Annotated in this window: 19 protein-coding genes; 2 read left to right on the top strand and 17 right to left on the bottom strand. The window is 41.8% G+C overall.

What is annotated here, in order from left to right; genetic code table 11:
- Window positions 1-216 precede the first annotated feature (216 nt).
- A complete protein-coding gene (locus tag ACTQ50_RS09765) occupies window positions 217-1371 on the top strand; it encodes an iron-containing alcohol dehydrogenase (RefSeq protein WP_441484028.1) in 1155 nt (384 codons plus the stop codon).
- 88 nt (window positions 1372-1459) lie between these two features.
- On the opposite strand, the gene ACTQ50_RS09760 is transcribed toward ACTQ50_RS09765, so the two are convergent.
- From ACTQ50_RS09760 to ACTQ50_RS09720, 9 genes are all read right to left on the bottom strand, one after another.
- Window positions 1460-2137 (bottom strand): Rpn family recombination-promoting nuclease/putative transposase, encoded by a 678-nt coding sequence (locus ACTQ50_RS09760; RefSeq protein ID WP_441484027.1) that lies wholly within the window; start codon window positions 2135-2137, stop codon window positions 1460-1462.
- 282 nt (window positions 2138-2419) lie between these two features.
- The gene (locus ACTQ50_RS09755) at window positions 2420-5362 is read right to left on the bottom strand and encodes a glycoside hydrolase family 3 C-terminal domain-containing protein (protein WP_441484026.1); all 2943 of its coding nucleotides are present in this window, start codon (window positions 5360-5362) and stop codon (window positions 2420-2422) included.
- A 178-nt stretch (window positions 5363-5540) separates the two neighbouring features.
- On the bottom strand, window positions 5541-6857 hold the full coding sequence (locus tag ACTQ50_RS09750; protein ID WP_441484025.1) for a GHKL domain-containing protein: 1317 nt from the start codon (window positions 6855-6857) through the stop codon (window positions 5541-5543).
- A complete protein-coding gene (locus ACTQ50_RS09745; protein WP_195698944.1) occupies window positions 6850-7563 on the bottom strand; it encodes a LytR/AlgR family response regulator transcription factor in 714 nt (237 codons plus the stop codon). Before ACTQ50_RS09745 ends, ACTQ50_RS09750 begins: the two co-directional genes overlap by 8 nt.
- Before the next feature lie 129 nt (window positions 7564-7692).
- Window positions 7693-8688: a D-alanyl-D-alanine carboxypeptidase family protein gene (locus ACTQ50_RS09740; protein ID WP_441484024.1), complete on the bottom strand. Its 996-nt coding sequence runs from the start codon at window positions 8686-8688 to the stop codon at window positions 7693-7695.
- Window positions 8689-8918: 230 nt separating this feature from the next.
- Window positions 8919-11399, bottom strand: coding sequence for a glycoside hydrolase family 3 protein (locus ACTQ50_RS09735; protein ID WP_441484023.1), 2481 nt, complete (start codon window positions 11397-11399; stop codon window positions 8919-8921).
- Complete coding sequence (locus ACTQ50_RS09730) at window positions 11399-12244, bottom strand: carbohydrate ABC transporter permease (RefSeq protein WP_173717007.1); 846 nt, start codon at window positions 12242-12244, stop codon at window positions 11399-11401. The genes ACTQ50_RS09735 and ACTQ50_RS09730 overlap by 1 nt, the downstream gene beginning before the upstream one ends.
- Window positions 12241-13203, bottom strand: a complete 963-nt coding sequence (locus ACTQ50_RS09725) for a carbohydrate ABC transporter permease (RefSeq protein WP_441484022.1) — start codon at window positions 13201-13203, stop codon at window positions 12241-12243. Before ACTQ50_RS09725 ends, ACTQ50_RS09730 begins: the two co-directional genes overlap by 4 nt.
- A gap of 163 nt (window positions 13204-13366) precedes the next feature.
- Window positions 13367-14734 carry a carbohydrate ABC transporter substrate-binding protein gene (locus ACTQ50_RS09720; RefSeq protein ID WP_441484021.1) on the bottom strand — a complete coding sequence of 456 codons (1368 nt, stop codon included), beginning with the start codon at window positions 14732-14734 and terminating at the stop codon, window positions 13367-13369.
- A gap of 161 nt (window positions 14735-14895) precedes the next feature.
- Between ACTQ50_RS09720 and ACTQ50_RS09715 the strand changes: the two genes are divergently transcribed.
- On the top strand, window positions 14896-15636 hold the full coding sequence (locus ACTQ50_RS09715; RefSeq protein ID WP_441484020.1) for a helix-turn-helix domain-containing protein: 741 nt from the start codon (window positions 14896-14898) through the stop codon (window positions 15634-15636).
- Window positions 15637-15771: 135 nt separating this feature from the next.
- Here the strand turns inward: ACTQ50_RS09715 and ACTQ50_RS09710 are convergent, their stop codons facing one another.
- From ACTQ50_RS09710 to ACTQ50_RS09675, 8 genes are all read right to left on the bottom strand, one after another.
- Window positions 15772-18615 (bottom strand): GH36-type glycosyl hydrolase domain-containing protein, encoded by a 2844-nt coding sequence (locus ACTQ50_RS09710; RefSeq protein ID WP_441484019.1) that lies wholly within the window; start codon window positions 18613-18615, stop codon window positions 15772-15774.
- A gap of 50 nt (window positions 18616-18665) precedes the next feature.
- Window positions 18666-21083, bottom strand: coding sequence for a GH36-type glycosyl hydrolase domain-containing protein (locus tag ACTQ50_RS09705; protein ID WP_441484018.1), 2418 nt, complete (start codon window positions 21081-21083; stop codon window positions 18666-18668).
- A gap of 154 nt (window positions 21084-21237) precedes the next feature.
- Complete coding sequence (rplA, locus tag ACTQ50_RS09700; protein ID WP_118577943.1) at window positions 21238-21930, bottom strand: 50S ribosomal protein L1; 693 nt, start codon at window positions 21928-21930, stop codon at window positions 21238-21240.
- Window positions 21931-21986: 56 nt separating this feature from the next.
- Window positions 21987-22412, bottom strand: a complete 426-nt coding sequence (gene rplK / locus ACTQ50_RS09695; protein WP_117852954.1) for a 50S ribosomal protein L11 — start codon at window positions 22410-22412, stop codon at window positions 21987-21989.
- 68 nt (window positions 22413-22480) lie between these two features.
- The gene (nusG, locus tag ACTQ50_RS09690) at window positions 22481-22996 is read right to left on the bottom strand and encodes a transcription termination/antitermination protein NusG (RefSeq protein ID WP_173718537.1); all 516 of its coding nucleotides are present in this window, start codon (window positions 22994-22996) and stop codon (window positions 22481-22483) included.
- Window positions 22997-23012: 16 nt separating this feature from the next.
- Window positions 23013-23237 (bottom strand): preprotein translocase subunit SecE, encoded by a 225-nt coding sequence (secE, locus tag ACTQ50_RS09685; RefSeq protein WP_441484017.1) that lies wholly within the window; start codon window positions 23235-23237, stop codon window positions 23013-23015.
- A gap of 25 nt (window positions 23238-23262) precedes the next feature.
- On the bottom strand, window positions 23263-23412 hold the full coding sequence (gene rpmG / locus ACTQ50_RS09680; protein WP_117853039.1) for a 50S ribosomal protein L33: 150 nt from the start codon (window positions 23410-23412) through the stop codon (window positions 23263-23265).
- A 186-nt stretch (window positions 23413-23598) separates the two neighbouring features.
- Window positions 23599-24279 carry a 4'-phosphopantetheinyl transferase family protein gene (locus ACTQ50_RS09675; RefSeq protein ID WP_441484016.1) on the bottom strand — a complete coding sequence of 227 codons (681 nt, stop codon included), beginning with the start codon at window positions 24277-24279 and terminating at the stop codon, window positions 23599-23601.
- Window positions 24280-24348 lie beyond the last annotated feature (69 nt).

The raw sequence follows: 24348 nt of genomic DNA, 5'->3' as shown, positions 1-24348 counted from the left end.
TTTTTCTACTCCTTGTGGTATATTTTTTATACATTTAGTTTATCAATATAGTAGTAGTATTGTCAAGCCATTTATAAGAATATACAAATATCATAATTTTGACTTTAACATAGATGACCGAATTCGCAAAAGTAATGGATATTTTTCAAATCCTGCTATATAATGGGCTCAGAATAAAAAAACTGCTGTTGCATATTTTTACGGAGGAATTTTCTTATGATAAATTTTGATTTTTTCACTCCTACTAAGATTCTGTTTGGAGCTGGGCGTGAGAGTGAGGTTGGAAAACAGGTTGTAGCCTTTGGTGGACATAAGGTTATGATCGTTTATGGAAAAAAGGGCGGACACATTGAGACTTCCGGGCTTTTGGACAGGGTTCATAAGAGTTTAAGTGATGCAGGTCTTTCCTACGTAGATTTGAACGGTGTTGTACCAAACCCACGTCTTTCCCTGGTAAAAGAGGGGATCCGCATTGGACGTGCGGAAGGTGTTGACTTCCTTCTGCCCATTGGCGGGGGCAGCGTAATTGATACGGCTAAGGGAATCGGTTACGGAATTGCCAATGATTTTGAGATGGAAGACCTGCTTTATGGACGTGTAAAAACAGATAAAAACCTGCCCATTGGCGTTGTTCTTACAATTGCCGCGGCAGGCTCTGAAATGTCTTCTTCCATGGTCCTCACAATTGAAGACGGCATGATGAAGCGTTCTTATGGACATGACTGCGCACGTCCGAAATTTGCTATTATGAACCCGGAGCTGACTTACAGCCTTCCGGCTTATCAGACTGCCAGCGGCGCTGCTGATATCATGATGCACACCATGGAGCGCTATTTTACCCCAACTGACACGGATACCAGCCTTACTGACCGAATCGCAGAGGGACTGATGGTTTCTGTCCGCGATGCAGCCCAGGTTGCGGTAAAGGAGCCGGAAAACTATGAAGCCCGGGCTACTCTTATGTGGGCTGGAAGCCTTTCCCACAATGGACTAACTGGTGCAGGACGTATTTCTGATTTCGGAACACACAAGATCGAGCATGAGCTGGGCGGTATGTTTGATGTGGCACATGGTGCCGGACTTGCAGCTATATGGGGAAGCTGGGCGAAATATGTGTATAACACAAATCCAGGAAGATTTGCACAGTTTGGTGAAAAAGTTTTCGGGGATAGTGATTCCATCACCGCCTGGGAAACCTGGTGCCACTCCATAGGCATGCCAATCACCCTTACTGAACTAGGCATCCATCCAACCGACGCCCAGTTTGAGGAAATGGCTGAGAAATGCGTTTTCGGCAGAAATGGACATGTTGGATTTTTCCAGCCGCTGACGAAAGGAGATATTGTGGCAATTTTGAAAATGGCAAAATAACACCGCTCCAACATATTTAAACTGGGGTACAAATTGTATCCCAATTTAAATATATACGTTTAATTGAAATGAATGTTTTTTATTTTACTTATTCTATTCCAAACTCATCCATAAGTTTTTGGCAAAATTCCGGATCTTTTACAGCTCTCTTGCAGTCGTCTACTCTATTTTCTTCCAGCAACTTGTCCATTAGCTTGGCTATAGAGTTACGCCCTTCTGCACGCGCCTTGTCTTTTTCCATTTCCATTTCTTCCCATCTCTGCATATATTTCACACTCACTTCCTCACTGGATTTGATACTGCATATACGCTCCTGCATCTTATGTATTCTAGGACTTGTGCAAGAATCTGCCACTTCCTGAGTTGTATTTTCTATGTAGTGAAGCAATTCCACCAGTTCCGGGCTCACGTCTTCTGGATTCGTTCCATGCGTGTTTAGAAAAATGCGGGTTGCTCCATCATTTAGCAATACCGAAAAAGATTCCTGACATGTCATCTGAAAGGTGTACATATATTTTCCTTCGCCAAACAAATCAAATGGAGCTATTAATATAATGTACACATCATTCATCTTATTAAAGTCTTTTTCTCCAGGCTCCAATAATTTTGAATCGATCATGCTCTGGTAAAACCTGCTTCTTTTCGGAAGATTCTTAGTATTTTTTCCAAAAATGATCTCCAACACATCCCGCATATTCTCCGGATCCTCCATCGCCTCAGCAAACAGAAAACGGTCCAGCAGATTCAATTCCTTAAGATCTTTCATCAAACAGTTCTCCTTTTATTATATAGTTTTCTATATTGAAAGTAAAGAATAACTGTGCACCGTTTTTCTTGTGTTTTCCTATATTTAAATAGCTTACAAGGTTATCTGCATAAAGTAAAGTTTTATCGTTCGTAAAATTCTCCTATAAAACGACATATCTTGCAACAGTTCAGAACCCCAGGGGACTGTGAAAAAGCTGAAAACTATGATGCCCCTGTAGGCTGTCTATTTTTGACAGCCCACAGGGGCATTGAAATTTCGAAGCAATTTAGCTTGCGCATTTTATGCTTCCTGCTCTTTTTTCTTCTTTCTGTAATTAAGAATTGCTGCAACCTCAGCAACAACCAGAAGTGCACCTAAAATCACATCAACTGTAATAAATGTTTTTCTCCATGCAGGCATCTTGGTTGCATTTTCATATGCCTGATCGGTATAAGCACCACTGTTTACAACCATATACAGAATATTCTTGGATGCCTGGCGAAGAGCCTTTGTCATAGTTGCACTCTTATCTGTGATATGCGCAAACTGGCTTACCATGTTCAGCATAAGGTCTGTTCCCGCACGCACCCCTGCATCTGCATTCTGATAACCATATCCACCAAAATAGTCTGTAATTGCCGCGCCGCGGAAGCCCCACTCATCTCTGAGAACTTCTGTCATTAATGGCTTGCTTGCTCCCACCCATGCAGTTCCAATGAAGTTAAAGGCAACCATAACGCCAATGCTTGTACCTTCAAAATTCTTTATTGCAACCTCAAATGGTTTCAGATAAATTTCACGCATAGCCTGCTCGGTTGTCCATGTGCAAAGCATTTCTCGAGTATTGATTTCCTGGTCATTTAATGCAAAATGCTTCAGATATGCATAAACACCTTTTGTTGCTGCACCATTAATCTCAGCAGCACCAATGTAACCGCCAAGCACGCCATCTTCTGAATAATACTCAAAGTTTCTTCCGCCAAACGCAGATCTGTGAGTATCCATAGCAGGACCATACCAGCCATAATTGTCAATATCAGCAAACTCCTGCCCCATTGCCTCACCGAATTTCTCAGCAATCTCTTTGCTCCAGGTCTGTGCCAGCATTACCTCTACGCAATAAGACGTTCCATAATGCTGTGTCATAAAGTTATTTACACCAGCTGGTCCGTCGCATTCCGCTGTTTCCACCTTGTCAATGGATTTGATTGCCGCAGTATGCCAGCCGCCAAACTCAATCATATTCTCCATCTCGTCATAGGTCAGCTCATCCAGCAGATCATCCCATTTTGGATCATCATAATCCAGACCTCTTAAATCCGCCAGTTTCACACCATTCTTTGCTCCGGTAACCGGCATCTCATCTGAATCATCATTGTAAACAGTTCCATCATAATTTGCATTGGAAACGTAAGTTGCCAGAAGCTCATCACTCATATTGTGCTGTTTTTCAGATGGAGCAGAAACTGCCTCTTCGTAATTTGCGAAACCATCTTTTCTGGAAAGATAAGTAATGTCACAGCTATCGTCACCTTCCACATCTGCAAAACGCGTTACTGCTGCTGTATCATCAGAACTTCTTGGATTGCTCTCATCATATACAATCGTATCAGATACTTCGTAAGTTTTTTCATCCAGAATATTATGGGAGTCAGAACGAACACTGATTCCATATTCTCCTTTTTCCAGTACATAACACTGATTATCATAGCTGTCAAAAGCTGCCATATCATCTTTGTTGAAAGAAATCGTTACAGTCTGGCTCTCACCTGGCTGAATCAGGTCTGTTTTTTCAAACTGGATCAGGTTTGCAGAAGCCTTCTCAATTCCACCGTTTGTATATGGCGGATTGTAATACACTTCTACTACATCTTTTCCTGCAGTATCCCCTTCATTTGTTACTGTAACATCAAATGTAATGTTTCCATTTTCGTCTTCCTGAATCTCACCCATTTTCTGGGAAAATTCTGTATAGGAAAGTCCATAACCAAATGGATACTGTACAAAATCATCATAATCAATGAGTCCTTCCTCAGCTGCAGTCTCATAGAACTTATATCCTACATAAATGCCTTCATTGTAATCAACAAATGTTCCCGGATAGAGAGAACCATTATCTGCTGCGATGATCTGGTCTGTATAATCCTGGATATTATCATATGTAAAATCTCCAATATTGTTGAAATATGGAGTGTTTGTCAGATCCTTTACCCATGTATCAACTGTTTTTCCGCTTGGATTTATTTCACCGGAAACAATCTCTCCCAGGGCATTGAATCCAGTACTTCCTGCACCAGGACAAAGAATCACACCTCTGATCTGCGGATACTCATCAGTCCAATCCATCTCCATTGTGTTGGCACCATTGTAAACAACAATTACATTATCAAAATTTTCACAAACAAGATTTACCATATCCTGTTCTGTTTTGTCCAGTGTAAGATAAGACTGCCCTTTTTCAAAATCATCGTAATCGCCATTATTGGTATATGTACCATTTTCAGCAATGGACTGATTATCTGGGTCAAAATTGTCATTGTGGATTACCTCATACATATCAGTCGGAAGGTCGAAGCACTCTCCGCTAACACGGGAAACAACAACCACTGCATAATCAGAAAAATTCTTTGCGTTTTCCAGCATTTCTTCACTGTAGGAATCTGCCGTAGGCTCAGGTAAAGTATAATCCTGCACAGAAGTACCAGCTTCCGGCCTTTCCTCTGCATAATCCTTATAGAAATCTGTCAGTTCTGTATTCAGCTCAAATCCTGCATTTTCAAGTCCCTGCAGCAAAGATACAGAAGATGAAGAATCAGAAGCTCCGGAACCGGATCCTCCATAGATTGGGTTCGTAGAAGCCCAACCAAATACATTTAACTTTTTCTCATCTGTTACAGGAAGCACTTTGTCCTCATTCTTTGCCAGAATGATTCCTTCCTCTGCTGTTTCTTGTACTGTGTTTCTGGATGCCTCTTTGGCTTCCTCGGAAATATCCTTTTTCTCAGCTAACGCCGCGTTTAAAGTATCTCCATAGACTCCAAAGCAAATTGCGTTTACACAAACTACTACAGCCAGCAGCCATGCAAACAAAGCTTGCCATCTGATCAGACGTTTCTTCGGCTTATCCATTTTGCGAACTGCTACTACCACTGCAATTGCTATCACCAGAAGAACAGCCATTACGATCAGATATCCTGAGATTGTACTCAGGACCATTTTTACATCTTCTGCACTAAATGTCATTTCTTTTTCCTCCCTTGTTTTTCTACCATTTCTCAGACGTTTTTATTTTCCTGTTTCTTTATAGAATAACCAGGAACATTTTTTGTTCCTTTTGTCTGATTACCGGCTCTTTTTACAAGAGAGAACATAACACAAATGCTTATTCCATTGAGATATTTTACCTGTTTTGACATTTTCCTTACATAATTGGCATCAAAACCTTTATTACAAACCAGTTATCTTCACACTGAATCTGAACATGTCCATTATATTTTTTCACAGTATAAATAATGCTGGTAACACCATATCCATGCCTGTTCTTATCTTCCTTTGTAGTTACAGGAACACCTTTTTCAAATTTCAACTGCTCATAGCAGCAATTTTCAAAGCGAATGATCAGAAACTTGTTTTTCTGATAAACAGAGCCTTGAATTATTCTGTCATCTTCATCCTCATATTTTGCCACACATTCCATGGCATTATCTATAATATTTCCAAAAATATTGCTGATATCGCGGACAGCCAGATTCTTCAGCAACCTTCCATCTGCATTGCAGATAAATTGAATATTTTTCTGCGCACACTGCATCTGCTTCTGGGTAAGAATGGAGTCCAGCACTGCATTTCCAGTTACCTTTTGAGAATCATATTGTTGTACAGCCGCTTCCAGTTCCTTCAAATAAGTCTCCCGTTCTTCTGACGAGCAAGCACTCCGAAGCGCCGCAATCTGGTGTTTCAGATCATGGCATTGGCGACTGATATATTCCGTGTTCATTTTATAATCCAGATATTGCTTGTACTGCAAATTTAGCATATGATTGATTGCCATCAATTCTTTTTTGACACTCTCTTCCTGCCAGCTTCTTTGAAGAAAAAGAATTACCGCAATTGCCCCGAAATCAACCAGTGTTCTGATGATTGCCAAAATCATACTTGCATCAATTTCCACTGTAGTCCGATAATCCACACGATAAAAGCCCAGATTTCCAACAATCATAGCTAACAAAGCAATCAGAACAAATACCAGTGTCTGTTTCTTTTCCATATCTGCAAAGCGTTCTGAAATTTTTCTTTCCAGATAATAGAAAATTCCATACGCAAGCAAAAAAGAACTGACCAATATAAAAAATGCCCATCCATTCCATAAAGTAGCTCCACCAATAAGCCAGCAACTCAGCATCCATTCTGCGGACGCGGCAAATTCACCGGTTACAAATCCAATCATGCCGTAACCTATTGCACTACAAAAATCTATTTCACAGATTACCCATATGCATAAGATCATTACAAGAACACTGATTACCATATCAATAATCCATTCAATAGTAGTTCTCTGCAACCAGCTTACGATTACAAAATTTAATGTTAAAATTACAATCTCAGATAGTAAAATTTCAACCAAAGAAATTATTTTGGACTTCCTTTTTTCCAGAAGCAGGATCATTACTGTAATTCCAAGCCACTGAGACAACGCTGTAATAAGCCGAGGAATTCCCGGCAATGCCGCTTCAAACATATTCTCCCTCTCCCATATATTCTGTCAATTGTTCCATAAACTCTTTCTTTCTAGAACGGCTCACCGTCAATGTCTCGCCATGTACCAGAATCTCATTATTTTTCACACTCTGTACCTTTGCAAGATTTACGATCAGTCCGCTGTTACAGCGAAAGAACGGCTTCCCTTCCAGTCTTTTCTCCATTTCTTTAATGGTACAGTAAAAAATAATATCTTCCTGTTCCAGGTGAATATGAAGATAATGTTCTCTGTTTTCCATATAGAAAATATCGTTTAAACTTACATTTCTTACACCTGCCTGAAGCTGTAAGGACAGATACTCCGCTTTTTTACTTTCCAGTTCTTTGCGTGCCCTGTCCATCTGCTGGGCAAAAAGTTTATAGCGCACTGGCTTCAAAATAAACCCTCTGGCTTCCACATCGTAGCCTTGTATGGCATACTCTGCCATATTCGTAATGAAAATAATAATAACCTCTTTGTCTTTTTCCCGAATCTTTCTAGCAGCTTCCATACCATCAATATGCTTCATGCGAATGTCCAGCAGGATAACTTCAAACTGACCTGCATATTCATCCAGAATATCAATTCCGTCACAATAAATTCTGGTCTGTATGGAAATCCCCTTTTCCTTCCCATATCTGGAAAGAAACTCCGATAACTGCTCTCTGTACTTTTCTTCATCTTCCACTACTGCTACATGAATCATTTCGTTTCTCCCTGATTTTTCGTTCTATCTGCTATTATTCAAGGTAGCATCTTTTATTTAATACTGCAAGTAAATAACTGTTACTATTCACTCCGTGACCCGGAATCTCCAATTTCCCCACGCAGGTTCTTATTTTTTCGCCACCGCTTCGCCCAGCCGGTTATATATTGTCTTCGCGTCCAGAATGTGCGGCACTCCCGTAGCGTCCGCCGTGGCACCTGCAGTTACCAGAATGTACTCCCTGTCGTAAATCTGTGCAAAGCTGGCCAGGCAATGTCCGGCTTCGGAGGTGTAACCGGTTTTACCACCCAGAATTTCCCCGCCGGTTACCGATGTATCTGACATATTTTTAAACATGGTACTGTAATAGGTAATTCCATCCGGATGTACATTGGTAGCTGGCGTAGAATGGAAATGGCTTTCTGCCACTTCACGGAAAGTATCATTATGTAACGCATACTTAAGCAGCAGCGCAATATCATATGCTGTACTATAATGTTCTGGATCATGTAAGCCCGTACAATCCATAAAATGGGTATCCTTCATCCCAATGGACTTGGCCTTCTTATTCATCTTTTCCACAAATGCTTCTTCTGAACCTGACACTTCATCTGCCAAAGCCAGACAACATTCTGCTCCGGAAGGCAGCATTACGCCGTAGACCAGATCACGCACTCTCACGCTCTCCCCTGGCTGAAAGCCTGCCTGTGTAGCATCCTGTCCGTCCAGAGCATAAAAAATATTCTCACTTAAAGTAATCTCATGATCCAGATCTGAAAATGCTTCCAGCGCCACAATTGCAGTCATGATCTTCGTCATGGACGCCGGATAAATCTGCTCTTCCCCATTTAGATTTCCAATGACCTTTCCGCTTTTTACATCCATTAAAAGCACATTTGAGCTGTTCACTCCCGACACATCCAGTTCCGTCACAGGCGGTCTGTCGAAAATCCCGAGCACTCCCGACACTTTAGCACTAAATCCTCTATCCCAACATAACGTCAAAGCCAACACTGCCAGGATCAAAACTTCCACCAGTGCACTAATCAAAACCCGACGTCTCTGTTTCTTTCTACGAGTTCTCCTCTTTCGTTCCATCTGCGCCCGTTTGCTTCGCTCGTCCATTTGGGTTCTCCTTCCATTTTCCACTGCTTTTATACGCTCTTCTTGCTTTCGTCTATTTCTATACTCAGCCACAGCAAAGCACCACCTTTCACCTCAAGCTCCATTCCAGATTTTCTTTTTGTATCGCTGGTATTTTCCATACTACCACATCTCTCTTTATAATTTCTATAAAAACGAAAAAAAATAAGAGCAAAGTACACATACGCATACCTTGCTCAGTCCTTATACATTTACAATTTATCGATTAGTTTCAATACCCTTCTGGCACAGATACGAATTTCTTCTTCTGAAAGCTCCCCACTTCTGTAACCATCCAGAATACTTTTATGATCATTCGCACTTCCCGGCATGATAATATCATTTCCGGCAGCTGTGCACTTCCATGGAATACTTCCGTCCTCAGGTTCCGTAGTATTCCAGTCCGACATGATCACGCCCTCAAATCCCCACTCATCACGCACAATTCTGGTACACAGATCCTTGCTGTTTGCGGCATGTACCCCATTTACCAGATTATAGGAGGACATAATTGCCACAGGTTTACTCTCCTTTATGGCAATCTCAAATCCACGACAATAAATCTCACGAAGAGCTCTTTCAGAAAGATGAACATCTACTCCCATACGATTATCTTCCTGATTATTGCATGCAAAATGCTTAATCGTTACCCCGCATCCTGCTTTACCCTGAACCCCTTTGGTAACTGCTGCTGCCAGACTTCCTGCAAGCAGCGGGTCCTCTGAATAGTATTCAAAATTTCGTCCGCACAGGGGATTTCTGTGAATATTCATTCCCGGTGCCAACCAGAGATTGACGCCAAATTTCTCCATTTCCTCAGCTATCATTTCTCCAAACTCTTTCAACAGCTGCCGATTCCAGGACTGCGCCAAAGCTGTACCAACCGGAAAAGCAGTACAGTACTGATAATACGTATCTGCATTTTTGTGAGGCTTTTCTGTTACCAGAAATCCATTTTCCAAAGAACCAAGAACACCGATTCCATAAACAGAATCATTCTCGCGATTCACCTCATAACTTCTTTGCAGTCTGATACCAGCTGGTCCGTCTGCCATGATCAATACCGGAACTCCATATTTTTCATAAAGAGCTTCTGAAGTTTCGCCAGCTGAACCAGGCACTTTAATCCCTGCTGCTCCAAGATTGCTGCTAATACCACCAGTATTTCCGTATAAAAGTGGGATCAATTCTTCTACAGGCAGCTCTTCTGCCAGAATTTCCAGCGAGTTTCCCATGACCAGAGACTCTCGGTCAACATTTCCAGCCTCTTGTTTTCTCTGCAATGCTTCAAACTGTATGGTGGGAAAATCAGCATTTCTACTTTTCTCCAGCTGCTTTTCTGCAGCCTTTACATTCTTCGAAGCTTCCAGTTTTTCAGATAATTCAACCAATGCTTCCAGTTTCTGCGTCTGCTCCAGAACTACGTCCTGGTTCACATTTATAAAAGCCTCCAGCTTCAGATTGGCTGAATTATTTCCAATCCAGAGACCATACTTTCCTGTTTCCACAATCCAGGCATTTGCATCCTCAAAAAAGCTTGCAATAGTTTTTCCATCAAACAGGATCTTTAACTCCTGTTTTTCTCCCGGCTTTAATACATTTGTCTTTGCATATCCAACCAGGCGATGGTATTCTTTCTCTATCCTGCCCCGGGGAAGTGATACATACACCTGTACAACTTCTCTTCCTGCAAAGGTATTTCCAATATTCTCTACAGATACATTTACTGCAATCTTATCCTTGTCAGTTTCAATACTGCAAAACTGAATCCTAAAATCTGTATAAGAAAGACCGAAGCCAAAAGGAAAAAGTGGCTCTACACCAAAACTGTCGAAATACCGATAGCCCACATAAATTCCTTCTTTATATTCTTCCAATTCCAGATTTCCATTCAGATAACTAAAATTCTCTGCAAATGGCACATCCGCATATTTTTTTGCCCAGGTTGTTGTGAGCTTTCCGCTTGGAACAGCTTCTCCAAGAAGGATCCTTGCAACCGCACGTCCCCCCTCCTGGCCAAGCTGGGAAATATTGAGGATACCTTTTATCCACTGCGCTTTTTCCAGAATGTCTGTAAGCTCCACAGGACCACCGGCATTTATAAGCAGAACAATAGGCACACATCTGCTGTTTAGAAAAAGAATATCTTTCTCTTCTCGTTCACTAAGATAATAGTCACCTTTTTCAAGACGACGGTCTTTTCCTTCACCAGAAATACGGCTGATTACATAAACAACAATTTCAGCTTCCTGGATATCCATTTCAGAAACAGGACGCCCCTCCGGCATGATAAATGGATTGGATGCATAGGCATCAAAAGGATTATTTACATGCTTTGCTTCTTCAAGAATTTTCTCTTTCCATATAAGTCTCGCTTTCTGATAGCGATGTTCATAATCATCCAGCCAGTCCCTGCTGGTGATCCGAATTCCGGATTCTTCCATTCCTTCGTAAATGGTAATATTCTGCCTGTTATTTACATCTCCGGAACCAATCCCCCCTTTTACAGTTTTATCCGCACCGATGCCCAGAAGGGCAACCGGTGCAGATAATGAAATGGGAAGAATATTTTCATTTTTCAATAGGACAATGCCTTCCTCTGCCGCTTTTTCTGCAAAAGAGCTATGCTTTTTCTCGCAGACAGATATTTCCGGATTCAAAGTCCCACTGTGCTTAAACTGTGTAAACGCCATTACTCTTTGACACCACCAAGGGTAACACCTGCAATAATATACTTGGAAAGAAGCAGGTACACAACAATGATCGGCACGATCGCAACTGTGATCATCATGTAAATTTTACCCATATCAAAATTCATATAATCAGCACCACGAAGAGTAGCGATCAGAATCGGCACCGTCATTTTACTCTTGGACTGGATGATCAGGGCCGGTACAAAGTAGTTGTTCCAGGAACCAACAAATGTAAAAATCGCCTGAACTGCAATTGCAGGCTTCATAATTGGAAGCACAATGCGATTAAAGGTATGGAATTCTCCGGAACCATCGATTCTGGCAGCCTCTACGAGAGAAAGCGGCAGAGACGACTGCAGATAACTGTACATAAAATAAAATACAGCTGGAGATGCAATGGAGGGAATAATCAGCGGCAGAAGGGAATCATATAATCCCATCTTCGTAACCAGACGAAGGAATCCCATTGCAGTAACCTGCGTTGGCATTACAAGAATTGCCATGATAAATGTAAAAGCAACCTTTCTTGCCTTAAACTCATAAGCATAAAGACCATATGCCGTAAGGGATGAAAAATATGTACAAAGTGCGGCACTACAGGAAGATACGATCACACTGTTCAAAATTCCCCGAAACATTGGAAAGCTTCCGTCGTTTGCCACGTTTTTCAGATTCTCAAGGAAATATTTTCCTGGAAGTGCAGAGAAACCTTTCTGCAGATCCCCATGAGATCTGGTTGCATTAATTATCAATACGTAAAAAAAGAACAGGCACATAAAAGACAGAAGAATCAGTACGATATGTGCGAAAACTGTTCTGAATTGGCTTCCTGCTTTCTTCTTCATCTTCTTAATCTTCTCCTTTCTTCCTTAGCACGTTTTTTTGCAGCCTTTTTGGAACCATCTGGATCATTATCATTGGTCATACGATATACGATGAAGCATAAAATACCACTGATAATAAACAGGTAAACAGATAATGCACCAGCCATACCATAGTTCTTACTCTTCAGATGACTGTTCAAGAACATGATCAGCGTCATAGACGTTCTATCTGGATTGCCCTGTCCATTTGTCAGGATCTGTGGTACATCAAACATCTGAAGACCACCAATAATGGATGTAATTAATGTATATGCAAGAATCGGTCTGATCAGCGGCAATGTAATATAATAGAAACGTTGAATACTGTTGCATCCATCCAGGTCAGAAGCCTCAAAAATATCCATACTGATACCCATAACAGCCGCCATCAGCATAATCGTTGTATTTCCAAACCACATAAGGAAGTTCATAAAGCCAATTAAAGATCTTGTTCCAACTACAGATCCCATAAAATCAATAGGGTCTTTAATCCATCCAAGAGACATCAGAATAGAATTTATTGGTCCGTTTGTAGAAAACATAGTAAAAAATAAAAGTGCAAATGCAGATGCCATAATCAGGTTCGGCAGATATATTACCACTTTAAAAAACTGTTTTCCTCTTATTTTTAAACGGGCATCTGTAAACCAGGCTGCCAGAACCAACGCAACCACAATCTGCGGCACGAATCCGATCAGCCACAGAATCAATGTGTTTGCTCCATATTTAAACATATCGGATTTCAGCAGACTGATGTAATTTGCCATTCCAATAAAATTGGGTCCGATTTCTTTAATTCCAGAACGGAAATATTCAAAAAAGCTGTAACGGACCGTATCAACCAATGGAATCAAAGAAAAAATCAAATAGGTTATAAAAAAAGGAAGGATAAACAGGTAGCCCCATTTTCCATAATTAATGCTTTTCTTGTTTTTCTTCATAACAGTTCTCCTTTACACACATCTTACAGAACAGGAGAGAATCCTATGTTACAGGATCCTCTCCACGTTCCTTATACCAATTTTCAAATGTCACATGGACATTATTTTTTTAATAGTATTCTGCAAGATGTTTTTGCAAACAAAATCCTCAGAACTATCTACATTATTCCGGCCATTTAACCTCAGAGATCTCAGGATAACGCTCTTTAATAGCAGTCTCGAAGTTTGCTTTTGCTTTATCAAAGTCAACATTTCCCTGGAAATAATCACTGAAGGAATTCTGGATCAACTCTACGCATCCCTGGTCATAGGCAGAAAGCGGAGCAATCTTAATGTTCTCTGCAACAGGTGAGAAATATGTAAATGGATTCTGTCCACCAAGGAACTCAGAAGAGAAGTTTGCATCATCTGTAGCAGCCTCTGCCATACCACTCTTTGTATTTGTGAAGTCTGAATAATCCTTAGAAATCTTTAACAGGTTGTCTTTGTCTGCAGTCATAGCAAGGATAATGTCTTTTGCATGCTCTGGATTATCAGTACCTGTTGCTGCATGAATGTAAGAACCGCCCCAATTGTATTCCTGCGGAGGATTTGTAACTGCCCATGAGCCTGCATCGCCATCCCAGTTTGGACTTAATGTAAAGTCGATTCCCCATGCCGGAAACAGGAATGCAAATACTTTTGACTGGGAGCCCATAGCTTTGTTCCAGTCATCGTTCCACTGTCCTTTTACAGTAGGGTTAAGGAAACCTGCATCCAGCCACTCTTTTGAATCATTTACCCAATCCATAATCTTCTGGTCAACTGTAATGGTTGTCTCACCAGGCTGTACCCAGGACTGTGCGATGCTGTTTCCATATAAACGGAAGGTATCTGCATAAGAAGCAAATGTGTAGTAACCTTTCTCCTTCAGTTGAGCAGCAGTCTCTTTCATTGTATCCCAGTCTTTTACTTTCTCGCCTACTTCTGCCGGATCATCTGTTCCAAAAACTTCTTTTGCAATATCACGACGGTATACCAGAGTTCCTGGGCAGCACTGCCATGTAGAACCTCTCTGTACTCCGTCAGCGTCAGAAGCAGTTGTTCTTGTAAAATCGTACTGATCTGCAAGATCTGTATCCGGGTCAATTCCAAGATCTGTAAGCGGCATTGCTACATCTGCATCTTTGTCTGTATATTTGAAAACATAATCGGTCTCAGTTAAGAAAATATCTACTTTATCATCATCAGATGCATCAGCCTGATTCAGAAGCGCCTCATCAAGCTTCTGCTGGTAAACACCATCCTGGTTTGGGTTGATGATCCAATGGATCTCAGTTCCGTCTTTTAAGGTTGTAACAGTTCCATCGCTGGAAGTGGACTCAACTTCTGGATAAATAGCTTCCAGACGTGTACGGAACTCATCGTTCCAGGAATAGATGTTAATAACCTTTCCCTCTTCTCCTTCTGCATGTGCTACGGTTGCTGTTGCAGCCATACCGGTAACTGCCATAACAGCTGTAAGTAACATAGATACTGCTCTCTTCTTCATATAAAAGATCCTCCTTTTTTAAGCATTTTCTTAATGCTGTATCTCTTTGGTGCAATAAATATACCATTTTTATTTTTGACATTATATTATTTCTCTTAACAAAATATCAGATTCGTGTCATAATATAAAAAATGACTCATTTTTGTTTGGGAGGGGATTACATGGCAATATCAAAAGACTGGTACAACACAGAACTTGAAGAAAATGAAACTGAATCCAAGCACAGACCGCCTTCTGTTGAATATTCCTTTTATGCGGCAGTAAAAACCGGAGATATGGAAACTGTCATACAGAACTGTAATGCAGATTCTTTTACGAATCTGGAGGGAACCGGAGTCCTTTCCAGAAACCCTGTCACGAATCTGAAATACCACTTTGTGGTTACAGCTGCGATGCTTACCAGATATTGCATTGACGGAGGGATGGAGGCAGAGCAGGCCTACCGGCTTAGTGACTTTTACATTTTAAAAATGGATTCCTGCACTTCCCTGCGACAGATTGCAGACCTTCACCACACTATGGCAAAGGATTTTACCGGAAAAATGATCCTGCAAAAAAAATCATCCGTACTTTCCAAGCCAGTTATGCAGTGCATTGATTACATCTATGCTCATATAAAGGACCGTATCACCATAGAAGACCTTGCCTGCCACACCGGTCTTTCCCAGAATTATCTATCCAGGGTATTCAAACAAAATCTTGGAATTTCCATCAGTGACTACATAAGGGAGAAAAAAATAGAAAAAGCCACACATCTTCTTCGCTACTCGGACAAAGCAGTAGTTGACATCGCCAATTACCTATCGTTCTCTTCCCAGAGTCACTTTATTCAGGTATTCGAGAATTTCACTGGTCTGACTCCAAAAAAATACAGGGATAGGTATTATAAATCCATGTGGTAAGCTGACCGCGCACGTAAGGCTCCTGCAATGCATAATTCTCCGCCTTACATAAAAAGACCGGATATTCAGGAATAACCTTTATTTATGCATTGTTATTCCTGAATATCTGGTCATTTTTCTAATTCTTTATCCAGATTAGTTCAAAATAATATTAATTTCATGTACTTTTTCCAAAGTCAGTTTTTCTATTTCAGAGCGCTTCAGGCGAGCCTGCCTGCCGCCTTCTGCCGACAGCAAAGTACCATCACAAAAGGTTTCTTTTATCTGCACTTTATTCCATTCTTTTTTCTCCCTGTTAAAAATGTGAATAAAAAATTTCCTTCCGGCAAATTCTATTTTCAAGGAAGCTTTTCCTTCCTGATCGTACTGCTCAGGCATAAGTGCAGGTGCTATCACCATATCGCCCAGCTGGCCTTTTACTCCAAAAACTTCTGTTATCATGGTCAGCATATACCAGCTTGCAGCTCCGGTCAGATATGCGTATAAGCCTCTTCCCTGATTATCGAAATATTCCGGGATTCCCGGGTACATTTTGCTGCGTTCAAAATCCATTGCAGTATCAAGCAGAGTCTGAAGAACTTTGTATCCTTCTTTGGCGTGACCGTTTTTGTACAATGCATTGGCATACATAACTGCCATATGGGAAAAGACGGCACCATTTTCCTTTTCTCCATATGCAAATCCAAACATTCTTCCCAGGTCAAATTTTTCTTCCTTGAAATCTGTATTCAGGCGGTAGCCACCGGCTTTCCTGTCATACAGATATGCATCTGCACTTCTGCAGATTGCCTGGATCTGTTCCTCTGTAGCGGTACCGCTCATGACGGCAAACACCTGTCCGGTAAGCATCATTCGGGCGTTACACTCTGCACCGGCTTTATTGTCGGTTTCATCTGAAACCGCACTGTATTCTACTTTTCTTCCATGATTATCATAATATCCATTAAACCAGCCTTTATCCCCATCCTGGATCCATTCATTTTTCCGAATATTTTCCACGAGCCAGTCTGCTTTTTCTTCCAGATTGCTGCATACCATTTCCAGAGAAAGCACTGCTTTATTTCCACTGAGATTATGAGCACTCAAATCAGTATATTGCTTCAAAACCTTCTGTTTTTCCTCAGGGCTTTCATATAACTGTTTTCCACAGGCAAACAGACATTCCATTTCTTCTGCAAGCTCAATCCTGTTAATTTCCTGAACGCGCTCTATTTCTCTAAGCACATAAGCGATATCCTTCAAATTTCCAGCATAAGCACAGGTAAAGGCCACACTCTCACCTTTTTCCCAGGCCATGTCCAGGGCATCATTCCAGTCTGCTCCATGCAGACGCATTTCATTATGATCTCCCACATCAAAAAATGCGCACAGATTTTGAAGAAGAATATGTTCCAGAACAGTCCCATGATATATTTCATTAGCATCTGTTTTCTGTAAATTACCATAACTGCTGTTCCATTCTTCATCATGAGCTGTTCCACGTTTTGACTGAAGATCCTTAAAATATGGAATCTTCTCAAATAAAACATCAAGATCCCCGGTCTGATCCAAATAAAGCTTCGTAGTTACAAACGGCCAAAAGCTATGATCCATCCATACACGGGTAATATTATTCCTGTCTGCAATAAATTCTCCCTGACCACTTCCTATAATTGTGGCATTTGTTCCATCAATACGAACACCTCCATAATTATCAATGATCATCTGTCTTACCTCAGATGGCTCCATGATCAACAAGGCAAGGCAATCCTGCCATAAATCGCGCCAGCCGCGTCCCCCTTTTCCGTAATCATGATAGGGGAGAAAAGAACAGCCATAAATTCTTCTGAGGATTGGCTGGAAACAGATCCATTTCAGATAATTATCCGCATCTTCGCTTCCAGTTTCAAACGCTACATTAACTTTCCGAATCCAGTGTTCTTTTACTTCTTCCAGCATATTCCGTACCTGGGAGCGGGTCCTGCAGCCAGAAGTCAACGACTCTATCCATTTAGAAGCTTTTGCCAGATCTATTGCCTTTTTATCTGTATTCTCCTTTCTTGGGAACTGCTGCCCACCGGCATCTGCAATCCCACATAGTAAAATATAACCAGCTGTTTCCCTTGGTTTCAGTGTTTTCCGGCTGAATCGGATGCCTCCAACAGCCTCTTTTCCCTGAAGTTCTGTTCCAGAGGGTTTTCCGGGCTTATTAATTCTTACTGCCTCTGGATTCAGAAAGGTTCCGCCTTCTCCTATAAACTCCTCCACTGTAGGATAAAATGACTCTGGCTTCTCTCCGTTTTCATCTGAACCGTATACAAAATATGTAGTATTATTTTTCTGATGTCCCCGCTCGTCAAAGGACAAAACCGGGGTTACTTCCACACCATAATCCGTGGTCCGAATTCGATGGAGAAGGGAGGTAACATGGCGGTGATCTCGAAGATTATCTGCACTTCTTCCATATACTGGAATTGCACCTGTTGGCACAATTTCCACTTTTTTTTCGGAAATATTTGTGATTTCCACATATTCTACTTCCATGTCCCCGGAAATTGTAACAAAAGAAGTTACTTCTGCCTGAAGACCATATTTTTGTGATTTTCGGGAAATCTTCTGCCACATAAAACCAGCTTCCAGTGTGCTTTCGTCCTGCTTATCTGTAAATTTCTGAAATTCCTGTTCTGCGGAATTTCCACAGACAGACCAACAGCCCAGAAGCTTCGGATCTGCTCCAGACAGAGCAGTATCACCTGCTTCTGTGCTTTTATATACCTGACACCAGAAATTTCTGGTATTTCGGTTATTATGCAGGTTTTCAATACTTACAGGCTCAAGAAGGAAATGATTCTGATCTGTTTTGCTGTCACCTCCCAGATTAGGGGTGATACTGGATTTCAGTCCTTTTTCTCCCGCCAGAGGCAGATACAGACCGCTATAATTTTCCGGATCATGTATAATAAAGCTTCCGTTTTTATCCTGAAATTCTATATGTTTCATCAATGTTTCTCGCTTTCTGCCTGCGTCCACCCACCAGGCCTACTAAATTTTTACGACAGATACAATTCAACCTCAGTTTCAGCAGTCAGCTTATCCTGTGGAATATAATTATCTTTTAACTCTTCACCGTTTACAGTAAGTTTCTTAAATCCACTCTCTGCATGTCCCGGATTTTGCACTTTAATGTGCAGGTGACAGCCGCGGAAATCTTTTTCGACTTCAAATCCATCCCATTCTTTCGGTATGGACGGTGCGATACGAAGGCCATAGAAATCAGGACGCATTCCAAGAATACCTTCCACACATCCTACCATAACAGTAGACGCAGTTCCAGTAAGCCAGTGTACATGAGAACGGCCAAAATTCGGACTTGCTTTCCCCTCTGTAAACTGACCATAGCAATATGGCTCAAGCCTGCGGATCTCCGCCTTATCATTCTGTGCAGCCGGAGCATTTTCCATAAAGTAGCCAAATGCTCTTTCTCCATGTCCCATTAATGCTTCTGCCAAAATGATCCATCCCTGTGACTGGGAAAAAATTCCTGCATTTTCTTTTGTTCCTGCATTATAAATTACAGCCAGTGCGCCGTCAAAAGCATGTGCGTGATATGGGGGATCCATGAGAATAGCACCATACTCTGTATTCAGTCTTTCATAAACCTGCTCAAGTGCCAGTTCTGACTGCTCCTTTGTTGCAAGCCCACTGATTACAGCCCAGCTCTGGGGATTCAGCCACATATTTGCTTCCGGATCTGTACGCTGTCCGATTATTTCTCCTGCTTCTGTAAAACCGCGGATAAACCGGTCTTCATTCCAGCAAAGCTTTTCAATCAGTTCCCCAAGCTTTTCCTGGCTTTTTTCCAGATATGAGATATATTCTTCATCTTTTTCGTAAGCCGCAAACTCCTTCAAAATGGTCATTGCATAATAAAACTGCAAAGCTACAAAAGTAGATTCTCCATCTTTTCCAAGCCTCAGGCAGTCGTTCCAATCTGCATAAAGTCCCGCCGGCATTCCATGTTTTCCAAGATGTTCCATCGAGAACTGGATCGCACGTTTCAGATGCTCATATACTGTTCCTTCATCTTTATTGGCAAATGGGATTACCTCATCAATAAAATCTACATTTCCTGTCTCTGACACATACTTATATACAGTTGGAAAAAGCCATAGAGCATCGTCAGCACGATATGCCGGATGCCCTGTTTCCTGTACATAAGAAGCATCGTCCGGCGTATCCTCATGTCCTGGATTGTGGGTGAATTTAACAAGAGGCAGACCACCACCATTATCTACCTGGGCAGACAACATGAAACGGATCTTATCCGCTGCCATTTCAGGTGCCAGATGGATCACGCCCTGAATATCCTGCACAGTGTCGCGGTATCCATATCCATTGCGCAGACCACAGTAAGTAAAGGATGCTGCTCTGGACCAGATAAAAGTCATAAAACAGTTGTAAGCGTTCCATGTGTTGATCATGGTATTAAATTCATTACTTGGAGTTTTTATCTGAAAATGTGAAAGCTGTCCATGCCAGTAACTGATCAGTTCTTCCAGTTCCCTTTCGCAAACCTGCTGGCAATTTTGGTCATAACGCGCAACAATCGCTTCTGCCTCGTCATTTTTTTTCATACCTACAAGAAAAGCCATCTCTTTCTTTTCTCCCGGGGCAAGCTTTAACACTGCTGTCAATGCACCACAGCTGTTTTCATTATAATTCCCCTCACAATTAAGCTTGCCGTCCATTACTCCTACCGGGTTTCCATAACCGTGATATCTCCCCAGAAATGCTTCTTTTTCACCGCACCAGGAATCCACTGGCACGCCGGCCAGACCCAGGAACCGATTTGTCACATCTTTGTTATCTACCTTTTCTCCTTCATCAAGACGATCCAGATTTGCATGGATCATCTGGCGTACACGGTTTCCTCTGAAAACAGTTTTGGTAATATACTGGGAATACTGCAGATTTACCTGATCCTGCTCATAGTTGCTGTTGTTAGTAAATTCCGCATATCCGGTTACATTAATTTCTCTTTCCTTATCAGAACAGTTCTCCACACAAAGGCTCCACACCTCATAAGACTGTCCCAGGGGTACATAGTACCGAACCTCAGAATGAATACCGCTGTAATCTGCCATCATCCTGGTATAAGCAGTACCGTGGTGACATTCACTTTTATATTTTTCAAGATCCTTTCCTACAGGCTGCCATGACGCTGACCAAAAATCTTTCGTTTCATTGTCCCTCAGATAAATATATCTTCCCGGCTCGTCAAACTGATTAAAAACATAACGTAAAATTCTTCCGTTAGCACCAGACTTTACAAAGCTGTATCCGCCTGCATTATTGGACACAATGGCACCATATTCAGGATCTCCCAGATAGTTTACCCAAGGCGCTGGTGTATCTGGCCTTGTAATCACATATTCTCGTTTCTTATCATCAAAATATCCATATTTCATCCCTGCACACTCCTCCTGGTCTTTATATTGACCCAATTTTTCCATATGATATCTCATATGATAAAAAACATATACCAAAACTCACTATAAAATATCAAAATTATGACATGAAAAAAAGCACCCACCTCGCGGTGAGTGCTCTTCATCTCATCTATTAAGCTAATTTGATCGGGTTGATCTTCACTCCAGGACCCATTGTCGGAGCGATAACAACGCTCTTTAAATACTGTCCTTTCAGTGTGCTAGGTCTAGCCTTTACAATAGCTCCAATCAGCGTCTGGAAGTTGTCGCTTAACTGCTCCTCAGTAAAGGAAGCTTTACCGATCGGCACATGGATAATGTTTGATTTGTCAAGACGATACTCAATCTTACCAGCTTTGATATCATTGATAGCTTTTGTAACATCCATAGTTACTGTACCAGCCTTCGGGTTAGGCATTAAACCTTTCGGTCCAAGTACACGACCAAGACGTCCAACAACACCCATCATATCTGGAGTTGCAACAACAACGTCAAAGTCAAGCCATCCCTCGTTCTGGATCTTCGGAATAAGGTCCTCAGCGCCAACGAAATCAGCACCTGCAGCCTTAGCTTCCTCAGCTTTTGCATCCTTAGCAAATACAAGAACACGGACAGTTTTACCTGTGCCGTGTGGCAGAACTACTGCACCACGGATCTGCTGATCTGCATGACGTCCATCGCAGCCTGTGCGGATATGAACTTCGATAGTCTCGTCAAATTTGGCAACAGCAGCTTTTTTAACTAAGCTGATAGCTTCATTAGTATCGTATAATGTTGCGCGGTCTACTGCCTTAGCAGCTTCCACGTATTTCTTTCCTCGTTTCATTTCTATAACCTCCTGTGGTATTTGCGGGGAAAAGCCCTCCCACTTACTATTTGTGATTAATCAACTACTTCAATTCCCATACTTCTTGCAGTACCAGCAATCATGCTTGCTGCTGCTTCGATGGATGCTGCATTTAAGTCTTTCATCTTAAGCTGAGCGATCTCCTCAACCTGAGCTTTTGTAACTTTAGCAACTTTTGTTTTGTTCGGTACGCCGGAACCGGATTTGATGTTTGCAGCTTTCTTAAGAAGAACTGCAGCCGGCGGAGTTTTGGTTATGAAGCTGAAACTTCTATCTGCGTAAACAGTGATTACTACAGGAATGATCATACCATCCTGATCAGCTGTTCTTGCATTGAACTCTTTTGTAAACTGAACGATATTTACACCGTGCTGTCCAAGAGCCGGACCTACAGGTGGTGCTGGAGTTGCTTTACCAGCGGGAATCTGTAATTTGATATATCCTGTTACTTTCTTTGCCATTTTCGGCACCTCCTATGTGGTATTGGCGGGGGTATGTCCCTCCCACGATATTGTGTTACCTTTGTCTGTTACATTTTCTGAACTTCTGCGAAACTGATCACAACCGGTGTTTCGCGTCCAAACATCTCTACATTGATCGTTACAAGCTGCTTCTGCGGATTGATGGCAGTCACAACGCCTGTAGTCTCTTTCCAGGCTCCGCCTGTTACTACTACGGTATCGCCCTCGACGAAATCAACGCGGACAGTCTCATCTTTGATGCCCAGCGGCTTCATTTCCTCTTCTGTGAGCGGTACAGGCTTGGATCCCGGACCAACAAACCCAGTCACTCCACGGGTATTCCGGACAACATACCAGGTATCGTCGTTCATGACCATGTTGATAAGAACATAGCTTGGGAACATTTTTCTCTGGACCTGCTTGGAAACACCATTACGCATCTCCACAACGTCTTCCAGAGGAACCCGTACTTCCAGAATCTGATCCTCAAGATGTCGGTTTTCAATTGTCTTCTCAATGTTGGCCTTTACCTTGTTCTCATAACCGGAATAGGTATGGACAACGTACCATTTTGCTTCTGACATACAATCACCTTTGTCCTTATTTGATTAAAAGATTAATGCATTCCAGAATGCCTGCATCCATCACACTGATGATCACACCGAGAATTACGGTTATGACAATAACAACAACTGACTGTTTCATCAGTGTATCACGGTCTGTCCAGACAATTTTGTTGAACTCTGCCTTCAGCCCCTGGAACCAGGATTTCTTCGGCTCCTTAACCTTGGCGGTCTTGCCTGCAGATTTTTCTTTTTCTTGCATAGCCTAACCTCACAATCTAAAGTGACTATTTTGTTTCCTTGTGCATTGTGTGTCTCTGGCAGAACTTACAATATTTCTTGGTTTCCATTCTCTCAGGATGGTTCTTTTTCTCCTTGGTCATATTGTAGTTACGCTGCTTGCACTCTGTACATGCTAATGTAATCCTAACGCGCACAACTTCCACCTCCAGTGTTTTCATTTGCATGGTCTTAAATCAGCCTCTTCGGTGTATCCGCCACCGTTTTTCGGCATAAAAAAAAGACCTAACTTCCATGTCGCTTGTACAGTTTACCACACAGCAGACATATCCGTCAAGTCTTTTACATATAATTCTTAAGGATTTTTTGACCAAAATTTTCTGTCAAAGAATATCGAAAAATTCATTCTGATTTAATGTAAAATCACTTTCATTACAGACCGAGAAAATATAATTCTCAAATTCCATCGTCCTGAAAAAGCCTGGTTTTTCCGGTGATTTTCCCAGTGCAAATCCCGTATCTGTCCGGACGATCTCGAAGGAATCAAGCGGAAGGCTCATTCCCCTGCCAGTCATTTTCATATAACTTTCCTTTAAAGTCCAGAGCGTAAAAAAGGCTTTGTCCTGATCTGCCGCAGTTTCTATATATTTCCGTTCTGATGGGCAAAAATAATGCGACGCAATCTCAAGGGGCGCGTTTACTGCTTTTTCAATATCACAGCCTACTTCCCGGTCTGATTGCACGCCAACAACGTAATCCCCAGCATGAGATATATTAAACGAGCCCAAAGACGCGCCGCGAGTTTGACCTGCCTGCCGCGAAAAATGGAGATGATCCGCCACAGGCTTCCCATTCTCAGAGTATTTCAGACAGCCCTCCGAAAGCCCGTTTTCCTCCAGGATCTTTTTGATGATAATTCCTGCACCCAGGCTTCTTTTACGGTCATCCGGCTGAAGATACCGGATGACCTTTTTTCTTCTTTCTGGGCAAACTTGTTCCAGAAGGTTTTCATTCTGCAGGGGATCCGCAAGAGCATTGATATTAATTCTGTATAATTTTATCATTTCTTACTATAAAAAGTACCGCATGCTGCCTCCAGCTACAGCCATTAGCTTCGCCATGCACGAATTTAG

Origin of the sequence: Blautia sp. Sow4_E7, from assembly GCF_052116245.1 — a bacterium.
GTDB lineage: Bacteria > Bacillota > Clostridia > Lachnospirales > Lachnospiraceae > Blautia_A.
The sequence above is the reverse complement of the archived record's forward strand: the minus strand, read 5'-3'. Positions and strand labels throughout refer to the sequence as shown.

Coding starts and splice junctions, on each gene's coding strand:
- ACTQ50_RS09765 (WP_441484028.1), top strand. CDS start 217: ATGATAAATTTTGATTTTTTCACTCCTACTAAGATTCTGTTTGGAGCT.
- ACTQ50_RS09760 (WP_441484027.1), bottom strand. CDS start 2,137: ATGAAAGATCTTAAGGAATTGAATCTGCTGGACCGTTTTCTGTTTGCT.
- ACTQ50_RS09755 (WP_441484026.1), bottom strand. CDS start 5,362: ATGACATTTAGTGCAGAAGATGTAAAAATGGTCCTGAGTACAATCTCA.
- ACTQ50_RS09750 (WP_441484025.1), bottom strand. CDS start 6,857: ATGTTTGAAGCGGCATTGCCGGGAATTCCTCGGCTTATTACAGCGTTG.
- ACTQ50_RS09745 (WP_195698944.1), bottom strand. CDS start 7,563: ATGATTCATGTAGCAGTAGTGGAAGATGAAGAAAAGTACAGAGAGCAG.
- ACTQ50_RS09740 (WP_441484024.1), bottom strand. CDS start 8,688: ATGGACGAGCGAAGCAAACGGGCGCAGATGGAACGAAAGAGGAGAACT.
- ACTQ50_RS09735 (WP_441484023.1), bottom strand. CDS start 11,399: ATGGCGTTTACACAGTTTAAGCACAGTGGGACTTTGAATCCGGAAATA.
- ACTQ50_RS09730 (WP_173717007.1), bottom strand. CDS start 12,244: ATGAAGAAGAAAGCAGGAAGCCAATTCAGAACAGTTTTCGCACATATC.
- ACTQ50_RS09725 (WP_441484022.1), bottom strand. CDS start 13,203: ATGAAGAAAAACAAGAAAAGCATTAATTATGGAAAATGGGGCTACCTG.
- ACTQ50_RS09720 (WP_441484021.1), bottom strand. CDS start 14,734: ATGAAGAAGAGAGCAGTATCTATGTTACTTACAGCTGTTATGGCAGTT.
- ACTQ50_RS09715 (WP_441484020.1), top strand. CDS start 14,896: ATGGCAATATCAAAAGACTGGTACAACACAGAACTTGAAGAAAATGAA.
- ACTQ50_RS09710 (WP_441484019.1), bottom strand. CDS start 18,615: ATGAAACATATAGAATTTCAGGATAAAAACGGAAGCTTTATTATACAT.
- ACTQ50_RS09705 (WP_441484018.1), bottom strand. CDS start 21,083: ATGAAATATGGATATTTTGATGATAAGAAACGAGAATATGTGATTACA.
- rplA (WP_118577943.1), bottom strand. CDS start 21,930: ATGAAACGAGGAAAGAAATACGTGGAAGCTGCTAAGGCAGTAGACCGC.
- rplK (WP_117852954.1), bottom strand. CDS start 22,412: ATGGCAAAGAAAGTAACAGGATATATCAAATTACAGATTCCCGCTGGT.
- nusG (WP_173718537.1), bottom strand. CDS start 22,996: ATGTCAGAAGCAAAATGGTACGTTGTCCATACCTATTCCGGTTATGAG.
- secE (WP_441484017.1), bottom strand. CDS start 23,237: ATGCAAGAAAAAGAAAAATCTGCAGGCAAGACCGCCAAGGTTAAGGAG.
- ACTQ50_RS09675 (WP_441484016.1), bottom strand. CDS start 24,279: ATGATAAAATTATACAGAATTAATATCAATGCTCTTGCGGATCCCCTG.